The following is a 16172-nucleotide window of genomic DNA, read 5'->3' on the forward strand; positions in this document are numbered from 1 at the left end:
TATTAACCATGACGAAAATTGCATTTACCGGCGGCGGAACAGTAGGACATGTTTCAGTTAATTTAAGTTTGATTCCTATCGCTGATGATAGAGGCTACCAAACTTTTTATGTCGGCTCTAAAAACGGAATTGAAAAAGATATGATTGCATCGCAATTACCGCACACATCCTATTTTCCAATCTCAAGCGGTAAACTGCGCAGATATCTTTCTTTTGAAAACTTGAAAGACGTGTTCAAAGTCCTTAAAGGCATACTTGATGCACGTAAAGTGTTGAAAAAAGAAAAACCGGATTTACTCTTTTCTAAAGGCGGCTTCGTATCTGTGCCTGTAGTATTAGCGGCACGTTCTTTAAATATCCCTGTCATTATTCATGAATCAGATATTACTCCTGGTTTAGCGAATAAAATTTCTCTGAAATTTGCGGATAGAATCTATACTACATTCGAAGATACATTGAAATATCTTCCGAAATCCAAAGCAGATTTTGTAGGCGCAACTGTTAGAGATGACTTAAAATCGGGTAATAAAGAACAAGGTTACCAACTTACAGGATTTAATAATGATAAAAAAGTACTCTTGGTAATGGGCGGCAGTTTAGGAAGTAAAACGATTAATGATTTAATCCGCCGCAACTTAGATGAATTATTGAAAGAATATCAAATCATTCATTTAACAGGCAAAGGCTTATTAGATTCAACAATCGATAAAGAAGGCTACCGTCAATTTGAATTCGTTACAAGCGAATTAACTGATTTGCTTGCGATAACAGACATAGTTGTCAGTCGTGCAGGTGCAAATGCCATTTATGAATTTTTAACATTGAATATCCCAATGTTGCTGATTCCTTTAGGCTTAGACCAATCACGCGGCGATCAGATTGATAACGCTAAATACTTCCAAGAAAAAGGTTATGCACAGACATTACCTGAAGATGAGGCAACACAACAAAAATTTATGGATGCCTTGCATGAAATCGAATCCAACCGTTCAGACATTGAAAAGCAAATGTCTAACTACCACCAATTATTTACTAAAGAGGATTTATTAGATAAGATTCTTAAGGATACAAACCAAAAGGAAACGAGGGAAAGCTGATTTGAGCCGAGCAAAGAGAATTTCACTGATTCTAGTATTTACATTGATATTCAGCGTGATTGCTGCTTTTCATCAAAATAGAATCGGGAATTGGATTGATACAGAAGTTTATGATTTTATCTATGCATCACACAGCGTAATTACAACAAGTATATTCATGGGTGCAACATGGATTGGCGAAGTATGGTCAATGATTTGCCTTTCATTATGTGTCGTAGCAATTTTGCTGCTGCGCAAAATGCAGATTGAAGCATTATTCTTCGCAATCGTCATGGCTGTATCAAGTATCTCTAATACGATTATGAAAAACACATTTGATAGAGAACGTCCAACTAAATTACGTCTAGTGGAAATCGGCGGTTACAGTTTCCCAAGCGGCCATGCAATGGGTTCAACTTCATTCTTCGGCAGCTTGATTGCTTTATCAAGTCACTATCTTGATGGCAAACCGCGCATTGTCATGACATCCTTCTGCATTTTCATGATTGCGATGATTTGTATGTCTAGAATTTATTTAGGTGTACATTATCCGACAGATGTCATTGCAGGTGTCACAGCAGGTGTGATTTGCATTTTAGGTGTATCATTATTTTTCAAAGGCAAATTCAAATCAGTTTAATATTAATAAAGATGAGATCAGGGCAGCCTGGTCTCTTTTTTTGCAGTGAGAAATAATGAAGAAATAAAAAATAACCGATTCTGCATCTCTAGCAGAATCGGTAAGTATGTCACGCTATCGTATCTGATAACGTAGTATTTACGGGCATATATAAAAGGGGATAATACGAAAATGACCAATACAATAAGAACGAAATGTGTGGGGGGATGTCTCATTTGGTATTGATAATCATTTTCAATTACTATTATACATGAGTGAGAATGGTTGTCAATTAGAAAATGCAGATTTTTTCATTCTCTTTAAACAGCGCACAAAATTGTCACAAAATCTGATTCTGTGAATTGTATCTTTAAACAGTTCTTTCTCTGTCTGTATGTGATAAAATCAAAACTGAGGTGCTAACTATGACAAAAATATTAATCGTAGAAGATGAGCAGAATTTAGCTCGTTTTATTGAATTAGAATTAGTACATGAGAATTATGAAGTGGATATTGAAAATGATGGGGCAACTGGATTAGAAACCGCTTTGAATAAAGATTATGATCTGTATTTGCTGGATTTGATGCTGCCGCATATGGATGGATTAGAAATCTGCAAAAGAATAAGAGCCGTCAAATCTACACCTATTATTATCATTACTGCTAAAGGCGATACATATGATAAAGTTGCCGGATTAGATTATGGTGCTGATGATTATATTGTAAAGCCTTTTGATATAGAAGAATTATTAGCACGTATTCGTGCAACACTCAGACGTCAACCTGAAAAAGATATCATTACAATTAAAGGAATTGAAATCAATAAAGAGGCTTTTCGCGTCACTATTGATGGTCAAGAACTGGAGTTAACAAAAACTGAGTATGATTTGCTGCAGCTGTTGTCTGAGAATTTGAATCATGTGATGCAGCGTGAACAAATTCTTGATCATGTCTGGGGTTATGATAGTGAGGTAGAAACAAATGTTGTTGATGTCTATATCCGCTATTTAAGAAATAAATTAAAACCTTTCGGTAAAGAAAAGGTAATCGAAACCGTTCGCGGTGTAGGATATGTGATTAGACAATGAAGCAGCGGAAATTAAAAACACAATGGATGCTGGTCACTACAAGTATTACCTTCTTAATTGTCTTCATCTTCAGCTTAGTTATCATTTATTTTCTAAGTATTACGTTAAGAGACAGCGAAATTAATGATGCTGAAAAAAGTGCAGATAATATTGCGGCTTTATTAGCAACCAAATCTCTGGATGACATTAAACCTTTAGACTTAAATGCATCATTAGGCAACTTCCAAAAAGTCATTCTTTATGATAATGATAAAGAAGTATTGACTGAAACTTCGACTATGAGCGAATATATCAAGGATACTAAGTCTGTGGAACCTTCCAGTTATCACAGCGTTTATGTCAAACGCATCAAAAATGATGATTTCTTAGTAGTTTCGCATCCTATAGACACTGAAAAGTTTCAGGGTTACTCAATAATCATTCATTCATTATCAAGTTATAACAGTGTCATGCATTCATTGATTATACTTTCTGTTTTATTCGGTATTATCGCAATAATCATTACCGCAACCATCAGTTACATTTTCTCAGCCCAAATCGCAAAACCTATCACGATTATGGCAAATAAAATGAGAAAAATACGTCGAGATGGTTTCCAAGAAAAACTGGAATTGCCGACAGAATACGATGAAACTACAGACTTAATTGATACCTTCAATGATATGATGATTCAAATTGAAGAGCTGTTTGATCAACAACGCCAATTCGTAGAAGATGCTTCTCATGAATTGAGAACACCGCTTCAAATCATTCAAGGTCACCTTAACCTTATCAAACGATGGGGGAAAAAGGATCCGGCTGTTTTAGAGGAATCATTGAACATTACCATCGAAGAAATGAATCGTATTACGAAATTAGTAGAAGAGTTATTACTTTTAACAAAAGAATCAACGTATAAAGATGCTTTAGATGTCGAACCAGTCGATGTTAATGATGAAATTGCCTCGAGATTAAAATCACTCAGACATCTGCATCCTGAATATAACTTTACTTTCAAGCCTTCCAGCAAACCGATTGTATTGGAAATGAATCGTTACCAACTGGAACAAGTGCTGTTAATTTTCTTAGATAACGCAATTAAATATGATACGCGTGAAAAAACGATTAACATTTGTACTGAATTGAAAAACAGACAAGCAACGATTGAAATTACAGACCATGGTTCTGGTATTCCAAAACAGGACTTAGATTACATTTTCGATAGATTTTATAGAGTAGACAAATCACGATCACGCCAACGCGGCGGTAATGGATTAGGTCTTTCTATTGCACGAAATATAGTTAATTTATACGGCGGAACGATTCAAGTTGAGAGTGAAGTAGATGCTTATACAACGTTCAGAATCACTTTCAACGTATAATTACATTTAAAAAGGAATTCTACTTTATTCGTTCCATCTTCTATTTATGGTTATATATGTGTACAAAGAGCCGTCATATCGGCTCTTTTTCATGTTATCAATTCGGCTTTCTCCCTTTAATTTGTGAACATTTAATGATATTATTTATTTGTAAGCGTTTCAATATATTGTGGAGGGAGTAATATGACGAAATATACACAGGTTAGTGAAGCACCTGTAAATTTCGGAGCTAATTTAGGGGTAATCATAGATTTATATGATCAATATCTACAAGATCCAACTTCTGTCTCTGAAGATTTACAAGTTCTATTCAGCACAATTAATAATGACAACAGAGAGGTGGCTGCAGCACCTTCATCAAGTTCAGATGATATGACAATTAAACAAGTTATGCGTTTAATTGACAACATCAGACAATACGGACATCTGCAGGCTGATATTTATCCCGTCAATCGTCCAGAACGCAAACACGTTCCTAGACTTACGATTGAGGATTTCAACTTGACAAAAGAAGATTTAGAAAACATTTCTCCAGGCATCGTATCAGACCATTTTTCTGATATTTATGACAATGCGTACGAAGCAATCAAACGCATGGAGAAACGTTACAAAGGACCAATTGCATTTGAATACACACACATCAACAACAATACTGAGCGCGCTTGGCTCAAACGACGTATTGAAACGCCATATAAAGCAAATATTAATAAAAGCCAAAAACTTGAACTGTTTAAAACTTTAGCACACGTAGAAGGATTCGAGAAATATCTTCATAAAAACTTTGTAGGGGCAAAGCGATTTTCTATTGAAGGTGTCGATACACTTGTTCCTATGTTGCAGCAAACATTGAAACGTGCAGCTAAAGAAGAAATTCAAAATATTCAAATCGGTATGGCACACCGCGGACGTTTAAACGTGTTGACGCATGTGCTTGAAAAACCGTATGAAATGATGATTTCTGAATTCATGCATACAGATCCGATGAAATTCTTGCCAGAAGATGGAAGTTTAGAATTAACATCTGGTTCAGCATGGACAAGTGATGTGAAATATCACTTAGGCGGAACAAAAACAACTGACTCTTACGGTACAAAACAACGCATTTCACTTGCGAACAACCCGAGTCACTTAGAAATTGTTTCACCTGTTGTATTAGGTAAAACACGTTCTGTACAAGATGACCGTCACCAAGGCGGAAAAGTACAAACTGATTTCAAAAAATCAATGCCGATTTTAATCCATGGTGACGCAGCTTACCCTGGACAAGGTATTAACTTTGAAACAATGAACCTTGGCAACCTTGATGGTTACTCAACTGGCGGTTCATTGCACTTAATCACAAACAACCGTATCGGTTTCACTACTGAACCGACAGACGGCCGTTCTACAACTTATTCTACAGATGTCGCAAAAGGGTACGATGTGCCGATTATGCACGTCAATGCGGATAATGTAGAAGCAACTATCGAAGCAATTGATATCGCTATGGACTTCAGAAAAGAATTCCATAAAGATGTTGTTATCGATTTAGTCGGCTATCGTCGTTACGGTCATAACGAAATGGATGAACCATCTATCACTAACCCGATGCCATATCATAACATCCGCAAGCATCCGACTGTCGATCATATTTATGGTGAACAGCTTGTTGATGAAGGTATCATTTCTAAAGATGAAATGAACGCTATCTTAGATGATGTACAAAAAGAATTACGTGCAGCACATGATAAAATCGATAAAAATGATAAAACAACTACAAAAGACATGTCTAAACCTGATAGTTTAGATTTACCATTGCAACCGGATGATCGTGAATTTGATGTTGATGAATTAAAATCAATTAACGATGCATTATTAAGCTATCCAACTGGTTTTGAAGTCTTGAAAAAACTTAACAAAGTTTTAGAGAAACGCAGAGAACCATTTGAAAAAGAGGATGGTTTAGTTGACTGGGCACAAGCGGAACAACTTGCATTTGCGACAATCATGCAAGACGGCACACCAATCCGCTTAACAGGTCAAGACAGCGAACGCGGTACATTCAGTCACAGACATGCTGTATTGCATAATCCTGATAATGGCGATGAATATATTCCATTACAACATGTTCCTAACCAAAGAGCATCTTTCGATGTGCATAACTCACCACTATCTGAAGCAGCAGTAGTCGGCTTTGAATACGGTTATAATGTTGAAAACAAGGGTACTATGAATATTTGGGAGGCCCAATACGGCGACTTCGCAAATATGGCCCAAATGATTTTCGATAACTTCTTATTCAGCAGTAACGCAAAATGGGGCGAGCGTTCTGGTTTAACATTGTTCTTGCCGCACTCTTATGAAGGTCAAGGACCAGAACACTCTTCAGCAAGATTAGAGCGCTTCTTGCAGCTATCTGCTGAAAACAACGCGACAGTAGTAAACTTATCAAGCTCAAGCAACTACTTCCACTTGCTTCGTTCACAAGCCGCAAGTCTGGACACTGACGCTATGCGTCCGTTAGTAGTAATGTCACCGAAAAGCTTATTAAGAAACAAAACAGTTTCTGATACAATCGATAAGTTTACAGATGGTCATTTCGAACCTATCTTGCCAGAAGAATATGAAGCAGACAAAGTTAAAAAAGTAATTTTAGCTTCAGGTAAAATGTTTATTGATTTGAAAGAGCGTTTGCAAAAAGAACCTGATGATTCAATTCTTCTTATCGCAGTTGAGAGATTATATCCTTTCCCTGTTGAAGAAGTACAAGCAATCATTGATCAATTGACAAACTTAGAAACAATTGCATGGGTTCAAGAAGAACCGCAAAACCAAGGTGCTTGGTCATTCGTATATCCTTACTTAAGCGATTTAGCAAGCGATAAATACGAATTACAATACAGCGGTCGAATCAAACGTTCTGCGCCAGCTGAAGGTGACGGAGAAAATCATAAACTTGTTCAAAAATCTATTATCGAAGAGAGTCTTAACAAAAATTAGGGGGAAAATAGTATGTCTGAGATCGTAGTTCCAGAGTTAGCAGAATCTATTACGGAAGGTACAATAGCTGAATGGTTGAAAAATCCTGGTGATTCAGTAGATAAAGGTGAAGCTGTTGTTGAATTAGAAACAGATAAAGTCAACGTTGAAGTTGTATCAGAAGAAGCAGGTGTTCTTCAAGAACATTTAGCTGAACCTGGCGACACTGTTGAAGTAGGACAAGCAATCGCAACTGTAGGGGAAGGCAGCGGAAGTCCATCATCAAGTTCATCTGACGACAAACAAGAAGAAACACCTAAATCTGAAGAAAAATCAGAAAGCAAGTCTGAAGAAAAAGAAGCACCAGCAAAATCTGACAAAGACAGCAGCTCAAGCGATCAACGTGTCAACGCAACACCATCAGCGCGCAAATATGCACGTGAAAAAGGTATCGACTTAGCTGAAGTTGCTTCTAAAGGCAATGACGTTGTTCGTAAAGGCGATGTAGATCGCAAACAACAAGGCGGTCAATCAAGCCAAAAATCTGAAACAAAATCTGAAGCACCTGCTAAACAACAAAACAGCACACCTTCAAAACCAGTGATTCGTGAAAAAATGTCACGCCGTAAGCAAACTGCTGCGAAAAAATTATTAGAAGTATCTAATAACACAGCAATGCTTACAACATTCAACGAAGTAGACATGACAAACGTAATGAACTTGCGTAAACGTAAAAAAGAACAATTCATTAAAGACCATGACGGTACTAAATTAGGCTTCATGTCATTCTTCACAAAAGCAGCTGTAGCAGCATTGAAAAAATATCCAGCAGTCAACGCTGAAATCGATGGTCAAGATATGATTACTAAACAATTCTACGATATCGGTATTGCGGTATCTACAGATAACGGTTTAATCGTGCCATTCGTTCGTGACTGCGATAAGAAAAACTTTGCGGAAATCGAAAGCTCAATCGCTGATTTAGCAGTGAAAGCACGTGATAACAAATTATCACTTGGCGACTTAATGAACGGTTCATTCACAATCACAAACGGCGGTATCTTCGGTTCAATGATGTCTACTCCAATCATTAACGGAAGCCAAGCTGCAATCTTAGGAATGCACTCAATTATCACTCGTCCAATCGCAATCGATAAAGATACGATCGAAAACCGTCCAATGATGTACATTGCATTAAGCTATGACCACAGAATCATTGATGGTAAAGAAGCAGTTGGATTCTTAAAAACAATCAAAGAGCTTATTGAAAGCCCTGAGGATTTACTTTTAGAATCATAATTGAAAGTTTAAAACACACTATAAATGTTGATACGACGGCGTTTAACGTCGTTGTATTTTTTATTCTACAAACTAAGCAAAGCCCCAAAATAGCCCCGAAACTATAGTAAAGCAACTTTTTTCACAACACTAAATTAAATAGATTTGATAATATTATATGAACATTTCTGGTATGGAACTTTTTCAGTATGTTAGGTTATCATCGGTGTAAGTATCAAAGGTAAATGTCCCAACATTGGGACATTAAAACGAGGTGTTAGGATATGAATAAAGAAGAATTAAATCAATTTATTGCAGCGTATAGAAAACAACAAACAAAAAGACAACCTAGCATGGCGCAAAGAATAAAAAAAGATGGTCGTGATTATGCTAAATTAAACAACAGATTTGCTATAAAAACACCCAATGGTCCGAGCAAAGAAGCAAGACCAATAACAAAAAAAGAAAAAGAAATGTATACAACAGGCAACTCAAAACTTTAAACATTTCAAAAAAGACTATGATTTTACAAGTGTAGTTAATACGTGTACTTATAATTATTTTCATATGCTCATATTAAAATCCGTTTTCTGAGGAAAACCCAAACTTTATTATATGCATGGGTATTCATGCAAGTTATGCAAGTATTTCATGTAAAAAATTGTGCTCAACACTTGATATAGCAGCCTTTTAAATATGTATAACAATAGTATATTTAACACCTAGGAACCGAGAAGATTTACTTTTAGAATCATAATTGAAAGTTTAAAACACACTATATACCTTAGTACAACGGCGTTTGACGTCGTTGTATTTTTTTACATATATATAATTCTAAATCGTACTCCAAATGTTCTACGGATCAGTTTCACAATATGTAATCTATTAATTTATAAAAAAGAAAAAGCATCAGCAAAACCATAACGTTGCTGATGCTTTCTTATAAACATTTAAATCATATTCATTACGATAAGTTCAATAATTGCTAAGACTACAAACACGATACATATCAATCCGAAGTGCTGCTTCTTAAGCTTCGCATTTTCTTTAAACGTGCCTGTAAAGTAGTTAATACCTGAATAAGCAGCAATTAATACTGTGAGCGCAAAAAGTATCCAGAAATTAAGCATTTTAAATCATCTCCTTTGATTCCATCTTTCCAGATTAAAAATGCAATTTCTAATCGTTTATACTATTACTATACCTTAATTTGAAGGAAGTTATTCAATAGGTACTTCATCATACAAAAATCGTTCCATTTAAGTTATAATGAATGAGAAATCTGAAAAGAAGGTGTGGGTAAAATGGCAGGATTGCGAAGTGTTACAGTAGGTACTCAAAATCTAGAACAGACAATTCATTTATTTCATAATATTTTAGGACTTAATTACGAAAGACAAGGCTCAAAAAATGCGGTGCGTTTCGGAGATGCGGATTTAAGTCCAGGTACGAGAGTACACTTTATTGAAGTACCAAATTATACTACTGATGCCAACCATGTATTAAGTATCGGTTTGAGAACACCGACTGATTTAGGTTTAGAAGAATATCAGTCTATTTTAAGTCAAAATGAAATTCAATTCGGCGAAGTTATAGAAATGAATGATCATAAGCATTTCGAGTTCAAAGACGGTAACGGGCAGTTTTTTGATATTTATTCGAATGAACGCAATAGCGGGGTACCATTAGGTATGCCTACAGATGACAGTACTGTTAATCCTTTGCATCAAATTCAAGGGTTAGGACCAGTCATCGTACAAGTCAATGAAGTATTATTGACTGCATCGATATTATCAAAAGTATTCGGTCTGGATCATTTTGCTGAATATACACCAACAACAGATGCTGACTTTAAAGTACAAGTCTTTCGAATCGGAGAAGGCGGTTTAGGCGGAGAATTACATATTTTCCAAGCGGGCGAACCGATTGATATGGCTGAATACGGTTCTGTCGAACAAATCGAATTCAGTACAGATTCTAAACAAGCTTACCGCAATGCTGTTCAGCAGCTGGAAATTATCGGTATTCGATATCAAACATTAGAACAAAAAGATTCTGAGTCTGTGCGAATTACTGAAAACAGCGGTCTACCATTCATCTTGACTTTAGAAAAAGCATAGGACATATAGAAAGGATTGAAATTTATGTTACATGAAGAATGGAAAGAAAAAGAACCAATTAAAAAAGTAGAGGTATTGCATACTGATGCGAAAAAATTCACAGTATCTGATATGCTTACAGTAGGGAAACAATATGACGTTGTTAACGAAACTGAAGAATATTATCAAATCATTGATAACTCAGGTAAAGTAGGCGGCTACTATAAAGATTACTTTAAAGAAGTATAAAAAGACATTTAATTAAATAGACATTAACAGGCTTGGGCACTTATGGTGCCCCGGTCTATTTTTTGATGTTTATGAAAAGGAGAATTTTAATGGAACAACATCAATATATTAACGCTGATAAAACAGTGTTTGGCGATGCATATGCCATGATGCGTTTAAATAAAAATATATTATTAAAAGGACCTACTGGTTCAGGGAAAACAAAACTCGCTGAATCGTTGAGCGAGGAAATCAATATTCCAATGTATCAAGTCAATTGTTCAGTCGATTTAGATGCTGAGAGTTTGCTTGGTTTCAAAACAATCCAAACGAGTGAAGACGGCACACAAGAAATCGTTTTTATTGATGGCCCTGTCATCAAAGCAATGAAAGAAGGCCATATCTTATATATTGATGAAATCAATATGGCTAAGCCAGAAACATTACCGATTTTAAACGGGGTACTCGATTACCGCCGCAGTTTAACGAATCCTTTTACTGGTGAAGTCATCAAAGCAAAACCCGGATTTAATGTCATCGCGGCTATTAACGAAGGCTATGTTGGTACATTACCGATGAACGAGGCATTGAAAAACCGCTTCGTAGTCATTCAAGTCGACTACATTGACGGTGAAACATTAAAAACAGTCATTAAAGAACAAAGCCGTTTGGATGATGACACATTAATTTCTAAAATTGCAGCTTTCAATGAAGACTTGCGCACGATGACAAAACAAGGTCAAATTTCTGAAGAAGCAGCAAGTATCCGTGCATTAATCGACATGAGCGATTTGGCAACAGTCATGCCGATTGAACGTGCCATCCAACGTGCAATCATTGATAAATTAGAAGACGAACGCGAACAGCAAGCAATTATCAATGCGATAGAATTGAACTTTTAGTGAGGGATAAATATGAGCAATCGTTTTATCAAATTTAATGATGAAATTTTAGATGCTAAAAAAGTGATGATGCTGCAAGACTTGGCACGTCTTCTTCTAAAAAATAACCAGACGCATGTCAAAATTCAAAAATTCCCTTATTACGATCCGATTGAAAATGAACTGATTGCCAGTGTCTTTTGGACACATCGTCCAAGCCAAATTGAAATCACTGGTTTAAAAACAGATGTCTTGCTTGCGACATACGGTTATCGGTTAATGGATCAATTTATTGTGAATGAAGTACTGGATAACAATGAATTCAAACACCCAAGTTTCTTCAGACAAGTATTCAAATTATTAGAGGATATGCGTGTACTTAATGCAATTACAAATATCCGTCCTAGTATGAAAAGTGCGATTGAAATGCGTAAGCGTGTCAGATTAAACTATACAGAATCGCAAATCAATGTATATCGCACCAAAACAACATATACCGATTTGATTTTCTTATATTTAGAACAATCATTGCTGACAGAAAACTTTTATGAAGTTCCAAGTATCCGTCCTGATTTAGATCCTATCATTCAAAGTATGTATATGTATCTTCCGAACTTCTTTATGAACTATACAACTGAAGATAATAAATTTTTAGCTGAAAGAATTATGTATCAGCTTGATGATCTTCTAGAAGAAGACATGCTCAATGAATATTACTATATACCGCGTAACGTCTATAAAGCGTTGCAGGAACAAACATTCGAAGATTTAAAACGTGTAGATGCAGCGAATGTAGATGGTAAAGATAACAGTGAAGAAGAGGATGACATCGAAACTGCAGAAGCTGAAACAAAAGCACAAGATTCAAAATCAGAAGGCGGCGCCTATTTAGAAATGGAACTGCATGAAGGTGAAAACAGTGAAGCTGTCAGTGATAATGACACTGCACGTGAAGGTGATGCATCAGATGATATGACAGATATGATGACGAAAAAAGGCAAAGGCTCTAACGATACGATTGATAACAAAGAGGGCGGACAAACCGGCGCAGCAGCACAGCCATTTGCCTTGAAAGGTATCAATGAAAATGTAGAAGTACAGTGGCATTCACCGGAAATCACTGATGAAGATAGAGCGAACTATCATTCAGTACATCAGGAAGTTCAATACGAAATTAAAGATTTAAAACAAATCATTCAAAAAACTATCGATCGCGAACAAATCGATGAACGCCATAATCTTACTAAAGGACGCTTGCAGCGTGACTTGATTAATTGGTTTATTGATGACCAATATAAAATGTTCTATAAAAAACAAGATTTAAGCCGTTCGTTCGATGCGACATTTACATTGCTGGTAGATGCTTCAGCAAGCATGATTGATAAAATGGATGAAACGATTAAAGGTGTCGTACTTTTCCATGAAACATTAAAATCGCTGAATGTGAAACATGAAGTTTTAGCATTCAATGAAGATGCATTTGAAGCAGATGATAAAACACAACCTAATATCATCGACGAAATTATCGATTATAATTATTCTACCGGTTCCAAAGACAGCCCTAGAATTATGGAATTAACACCGCAAGATGATAACAGGGATGGTGTCGCAATTCGGCTTGCAAGCGAACGCTTATTGAACAGACCGCACCATCAGCGCTTCTTAATTATATTTTCTGATGGCGAACCTTCTGCTTATAACTATGATCAAGACGGTATCATTGATACGTATGAAGCAGTAGAGGAAGCAAGAAAATACGGCATTGAAGTTTTCAATGTCTTTTTAAGCCAAGAAGAAATTACCGAAGACATTGAACGTACGATTCATAATATCTATGGACAATTTGCATTATTTGTAGAAGGTGTTGAAAACTTGCCAAGTCAACTTTCACCGCTGCTCAAGAAATTATTATTGAAATCTGTTTAAAAAATATACGCGTACAACTAGCAATGGTATTTTTAATTGTTAATTGTATGCGTTTTATTGTATTTCAATTAAGTCATACAGCATATTTTTCGAAAAAATGACATCATTTGCGCGATACTTTTTAAATTTTCTGAAATTTTATATAGCATTTCCTTTTACGTTATGCTAAAATAAAGCAATGTTTAAGATTTATTGTAATAGAAGGAGCACATCAATATGAATAAAAACACATGGATTATCGGGTTTACTTTGTTTGCCATCTTCTTTGGCGCAGGAAACCTCATCTTCCCACCAAATTTAGGTTTAGATAGCGGGCACTATTTCTGGCCGGCTATTCTGGCATTTGTCTTAACGGGAATCGGGTTACCGTTATTAGGGGTAGTTGTAGGCGCTTTGGATAAACAAGGTTACATCGGCGCATTCAACAAAATATCACCAGTTTTCTCAGTGGTATTCTTAGTTGCTATTTACTTAACGATCGGACCGTTATTTGCGATTCCGCGTACTGCATCTACTTCATTTGAGATGACAGTTACACCGATTATCAATACGAACAGTCCTATTGCATTATTTATTTTCTCAGTAATTTATTTTGCGGTAGTATTATACCTTTGTTTAACACCAGGTAAAATGGTGGATCGTATCGGTTCATTATTAACACCTGCATTATTAATTACAATTGTAGCTATGATTATTAAAGGATTTATGGACTTCGGCGGCAACCCGTCAAGTAATGGTACAGAGGCATATACATCAACATTATCAGGTTTCTCACAAGGGTTTACCCAAGGTTATCTTACAATGGATGCCATTGCGGCAATTGCATTCTCAATGATTGTTGTTAATGCAGTTAAAGCTACAGGTATCACACATGCTAATACGATTTTCAAACAAACAGCAATGGCAGGGGTAATTGCGGCTGCTGGTTTAATGTTCATCTATATCTCTTTAGGTTATATCGGAAACCATATGGTCGTTTCACCAGAGAAACTTAAAGATTTAGCAGATCATAACCAAAACATCGGTACTTATTTATTAACAACAATTGCTGGTACTGGTTATGGAGAGTTCGGTAAATACTTATTAGGTATTATCGTTGCACTTGCATGTTTAACAACTGCTTGCGGACTTGTAGTAGCAGTAAGCCAATACTTCAATAGTATTATTCCTAAAATTTCATACAAAGCATACGTAATTGGATTTACATTAATCAGTTTAGTACTTGCTAACTTAGGTCTTAACCAAGTTATCCAACTTTCAATCCCAGTACTAATGATTTTATATCCAATCGGTATCACAACGGTATTATTAATTTTAATGGCACGATTCGTTCCAATGAAACCAATCGTTCAGCAATTTACAATTACAGTGATTACGATTACTTCATTAATCAGTGTTGCTGTAGCGAAAAAATGGATTGCATTTGATGCATGGTCAAATTTACCATTAGCTAAAAACAGCTTAGAATGGTTCCCAATCGCGATTATTTCAGTTATTATCGGCTATTTAATCAGCTTAGGATTCAAAAAACAATCACCGATTGTTTACGAAAAAGAATAAGCATTTAAAAAAGGTCTCGAATTTTTGTTTGAGACCTTTTTCCTATATACATACTCAATTAATTCAATTTACTTAGTGAAATATCCCGCAAATCACTCTTTATGATTCTTGGTTTTCGATATCCACGTACAATAACTTCACTTTTTCTTTTAACACTTTAATTTCTGCAGGTGTTTCAAATAATATTTCTCCATCTATATCTAATTTAGTGTTCGGTTCTGTTTTCAGTGTTGCTTCATCTGCAGAAACTAATGTGATGTTTTCAGTAATATCATTCCAATTCATACTGTCTTTCACTTGGAAGAAATCTTTAATCATACTCATATTGTGGTTTTTGAATAAGAAGATATTCATTTTACCATCACAAGGGGAGAGGTCTTCCAGTGGTATACGGCTGCCTCCAACAAAATTACCGTTTGCTATGAGTATCATTGAAGTTTCGCCCGTATACGATTCACCGTTTGCTTCTACTGTATAATGGTATGTATCCGGATCAGCAATCACTTTGATTGTGGTAAATACATAACTCAATTTGCCAAGAACTTTCTTCTTGTTAGAATCAACGTTTTCAGAGTTTTGAACCATCATACCAATACCAGCAAAGTTTAATGCAATGTGCCCATTGATGTCTAACACATCAAATGATTTTACTTGTGCATCTAAAAGTTCTGCAGATGCTGGGGCTGGTTTAGGTGATAAATTTAATGTTTTAGCAAAATCATTAAATGTGCCGCCTGGAATAATGCCGATAGGAATATCTAAATCATTTAAAACTACACCGTTAACTAATTCGTTCACAGTGCCGTCTCCGCCTAAAATGAAAAAGACATCGTATGATCCATTATTTTCTTCGCGGATTTCATCGCAAAACTTTTGAATATCTCCTTCTTCTTTACTTAATTTAATTGTGAGTTCATCACACATTTTCGTAATATTTTCTACTACTTGGCCGAGCTCTTTATATAAATTGCCTTGACCAGCAGCTTTATGGTAAAAAAGAACACCTTTATGAAAGTGTTGTGTCATATAATCTACTCCTTTGACTGAATCTCATGAATGGACTTCACTCTTTGATACCCTGAATTAAAGGTTAATAAA

The 16172-nt window shown here is 35.7% G+C and carries 14 protein-coding genes and 1 pseudogene; 13 read left to right on the forward strand and 2 right to left on the reverse strand.

Features of this window, described 5'->3' with window-relative positions; translation table 11 throughout:
* Nucleotides 1-8 precede the first annotated feature (8 nt).
* The 8 genes and pseudogenes from MUA90_RS07750 to MUA90_RS07785 all read left to right on the forward strand — a co-directional run bounded on the left by MUA90_RS07750 (nt 9) and on the right by MUA90_RS07785 (nt 8883).
* A complete protein-coding gene (locus MUA90_RS07750; protein ID WP_114603361.1) occupies nt 9-1097 on the forward strand; it encodes an undecaprenyldiphospho-muramoylpentapeptide beta-N-acetylglucosaminyltransferase in 1089 nt (362 codons plus the stop codon).
* Between the two features lies 1 nt (nt 1098).
* Nucleotides 1099-1716: a phosphatase PAP2 family protein gene (locus MUA90_RS07755; protein ID WP_262586120.1), complete on the forward strand. Its 618-nt coding sequence runs from the start codon at nt 1099-1101 to the stop codon at nt 1714-1716.
* A 171-nt stretch (nt 1717-1887) separates the two neighbouring features.
* Nucleotides 1888-2017, forward strand: a pseudogene (locus tag MUA90_RS07760) (hypothetical protein); the annotation flags it as partial.
* Between the two features lie 103 nt (nt 2018-2120).
* A complete protein-coding gene (locus MUA90_RS07765) occupies nt 2121-2783 on the forward strand; it encodes a response regulator transcription factor (RefSeq protein ID WP_262586122.1) in 663 nt (220 codons plus the stop codon).
* Nucleotides 2780-4144 (forward strand): HAMP domain-containing histidine kinase, encoded by a 1365-nt coding sequence (locus MUA90_RS07770; RefSeq protein WP_262586125.1) that lies wholly within the window; start codon nt 2780-2782, stop codon nt 4142-4144. The genes MUA90_RS07765 and MUA90_RS07770 overlap by 4 nt, the downstream gene beginning before the upstream one ends.
* A 183-nt stretch (nt 4145-4327) precedes the next feature.
* On the forward strand, nt 4328-7123 hold the full coding sequence (locus tag MUA90_RS07775; protein WP_262586126.1) for a 2-oxoglutarate dehydrogenase E1 component: 2796 nt from the start codon (nt 4328-4330) through the stop codon (nt 7121-7123).
* A gap of 12 nt (nt 7124-7135) precedes the next feature.
* Complete coding sequence (gene sucB, locus MUA90_RS07780) at nt 7136-8401, forward strand: dihydrolipoyllysine-residue succinyltransferase (RefSeq protein ID WP_262586127.1); 1266 nt, start codon at nt 7136-7138, stop codon at nt 8399-8401.
* A gap of 263 nt (nt 8402-8664) precedes the next feature.
* On the forward strand, nt 8665-8883 hold the full coding sequence (locus MUA90_RS07785; RefSeq protein WP_262586129.1) for a hypothetical protein: 219 nt from the start codon (nt 8665-8667) through the stop codon (nt 8881-8883).
* A gap of 447 nt (nt 8884-9330) precedes the next feature.
* Here the strand turns inward: MUA90_RS07785 and MUA90_RS07790 are convergent, their stop codons facing one another.
* On the reverse strand, nt 9331-9510 hold the full coding sequence (locus tag MUA90_RS07790; RefSeq protein WP_105992802.1) for a Mid2-like cell wall stress sensor domain protein: 180 nt from the start codon (nt 9508-9510) through the stop codon (nt 9331-9333).
* A 174-nt stretch (nt 9511-9684) separates the two neighbouring features.
* Between MUA90_RS07790 and MUA90_RS07795 the strand changes: the two genes are divergently transcribed.
* The 5 genes from MUA90_RS07795 (at nt 9685) to brnQ3 (ending at nt 15074) form a co-directional block, all read left to right on the forward strand.
* On the forward strand, nt 9685-10500 hold the full coding sequence (locus MUA90_RS07795) for a VOC family protein (protein ID WP_262586131.1): 816 nt from the start codon (nt 9685-9687) through the stop codon (nt 10498-10500).
* A gap of 24 nt (nt 10501-10524) precedes the next feature.
* Nucleotides 10525-10728, forward strand: a complete 204-nt coding sequence (locus MUA90_RS07800; RefSeq protein ID WP_105992804.1) for a DUF6501 family protein — start codon at nt 10525-10527, stop codon at nt 10726-10728.
* 89 nt (nt 10729-10817) lie between these two features.
* A complete protein-coding gene (locus MUA90_RS07805; RefSeq protein WP_262586133.1) occupies nt 10818-11609 on the forward strand; it encodes an ATP-binding protein in 792 nt (263 codons plus the stop codon).
* A gap of 12 nt (nt 11610-11621) precedes the next feature.
* Nucleotides 11622-13514, forward strand: a complete 1893-nt coding sequence (locus MUA90_RS07810; protein WP_262586135.1) for a vWA domain-containing protein — start codon at nt 11622-11624, stop codon at nt 13512-13514.
* Between the two features lie 216 nt (nt 13515-13730).
* Nucleotides 13731-15074, forward strand: coding sequence for a branched-chain amino acid-like transporter carrier protein BrnQ3 (brnQ3, locus tag MUA90_RS07815; protein WP_262586137.1), 1344 nt, complete (start codon nt 13731-13733; stop codon nt 15072-15074).
* A 99-nt stretch (nt 15075-15173) separates the two neighbouring features.
* On the opposite strand, the gene MUA90_RS07820 is transcribed toward brnQ3, so the two are convergent.
* Complete coding sequence (locus MUA90_RS07820; protein ID WP_262586139.1) at nt 15174-16100, reverse strand: diacylglycerol/lipid kinase family protein; 927 nt, start codon at nt 16098-16100, stop codon at nt 15174-15176.
* Between the last annotated feature and the right edge of the window lie 72 nt (nt 16101-16172).

Source organism: Staphylococcus sp. IVB6181 (genome assembly GCF_025561445.1).
GTDB lineage: Bacteria > Bacillota > Bacilli > Staphylococcales > Staphylococcaceae > Staphylococcus > Staphylococcus simulans_B.

Bases quoted from the DNA above. Each gene is read 5' to 3' on its own strand.
- MUA90_RS07750 (WP_114603361.1), top strand. From the start codon at position 9: ATGACGAAAATTGCATTTACCGGCGGCGGAACAGTAGGACATGTTTCA.
- MUA90_RS07765 (WP_262586122.1), top strand. From the start codon at position 2,121: ATGACAAAAATATTAATCGTAGAAGATGAGCAGAATTTAGCTCGTTTT.
- MUA90_RS07770 (WP_262586125.1), top strand. From the start codon at position 2,780: ATGAAGCAGCGGAAATTAAAAACACAATGGATGCTGGTCACTACAAGT.
- MUA90_RS07775 (WP_262586126.1), top strand. From the start codon at position 4,328: ATGACGAAATATACACAGGTTAGTGAAGCACCTGTAAATTTCGGAGCT.
- sucB (WP_262586127.1), top strand. From the start codon at position 7,136: ATGTCTGAGATCGTAGTTCCAGAGTTAGCAGAATCTATTACGGAAGGT.
- MUA90_RS07785 (WP_262586129.1), top strand. From the start codon at position 8,665: ATGAATAAAGAAGAATTAAATCAATTTATTGCAGCGTATAGAAAACAA.
- MUA90_RS07790 (WP_105992802.1), bottom strand. From the start codon at position 9,510: ATGCTTAATTTCTGGATACTTTTTGCGCTCACAGTATTAATTGCTGCT.
- MUA90_RS07795 (WP_262586131.1), top strand. From the start codon at position 9,685: ATGGCAGGATTGCGAAGTGTTACAGTAGGTACTCAAAATCTAGAACAG.
- MUA90_RS07800 (WP_105992804.1), top strand. From the start codon at position 10,525: ATGTTACATGAAGAATGGAAAGAAAAAGAACCAATTAAAAAAGTAGAG.
- MUA90_RS07805 (WP_262586133.1), top strand. From the start codon at position 10,818: ATGGAACAACATCAATATATTAACGCTGATAAAACAGTGTTTGGCGAT.
- MUA90_RS07810 (WP_262586135.1), top strand. From the start codon at position 11,622: ATGAGCAATCGTTTTATCAAATTTAATGATGAAATTTTAGATGCTAAA.
- brnQ3 (WP_262586137.1), top strand. From the start codon at position 13,731: ATGAATAAAAACACATGGATTATCGGGTTTACTTTGTTTGCCATCTTC.
- MUA90_RS07820 (WP_262586139.1), bottom strand. From the start codon at position 16,100: ATGACACAACACTTTCATAAAGGTGTTCTTTTTTACCATAAAGCTGCT.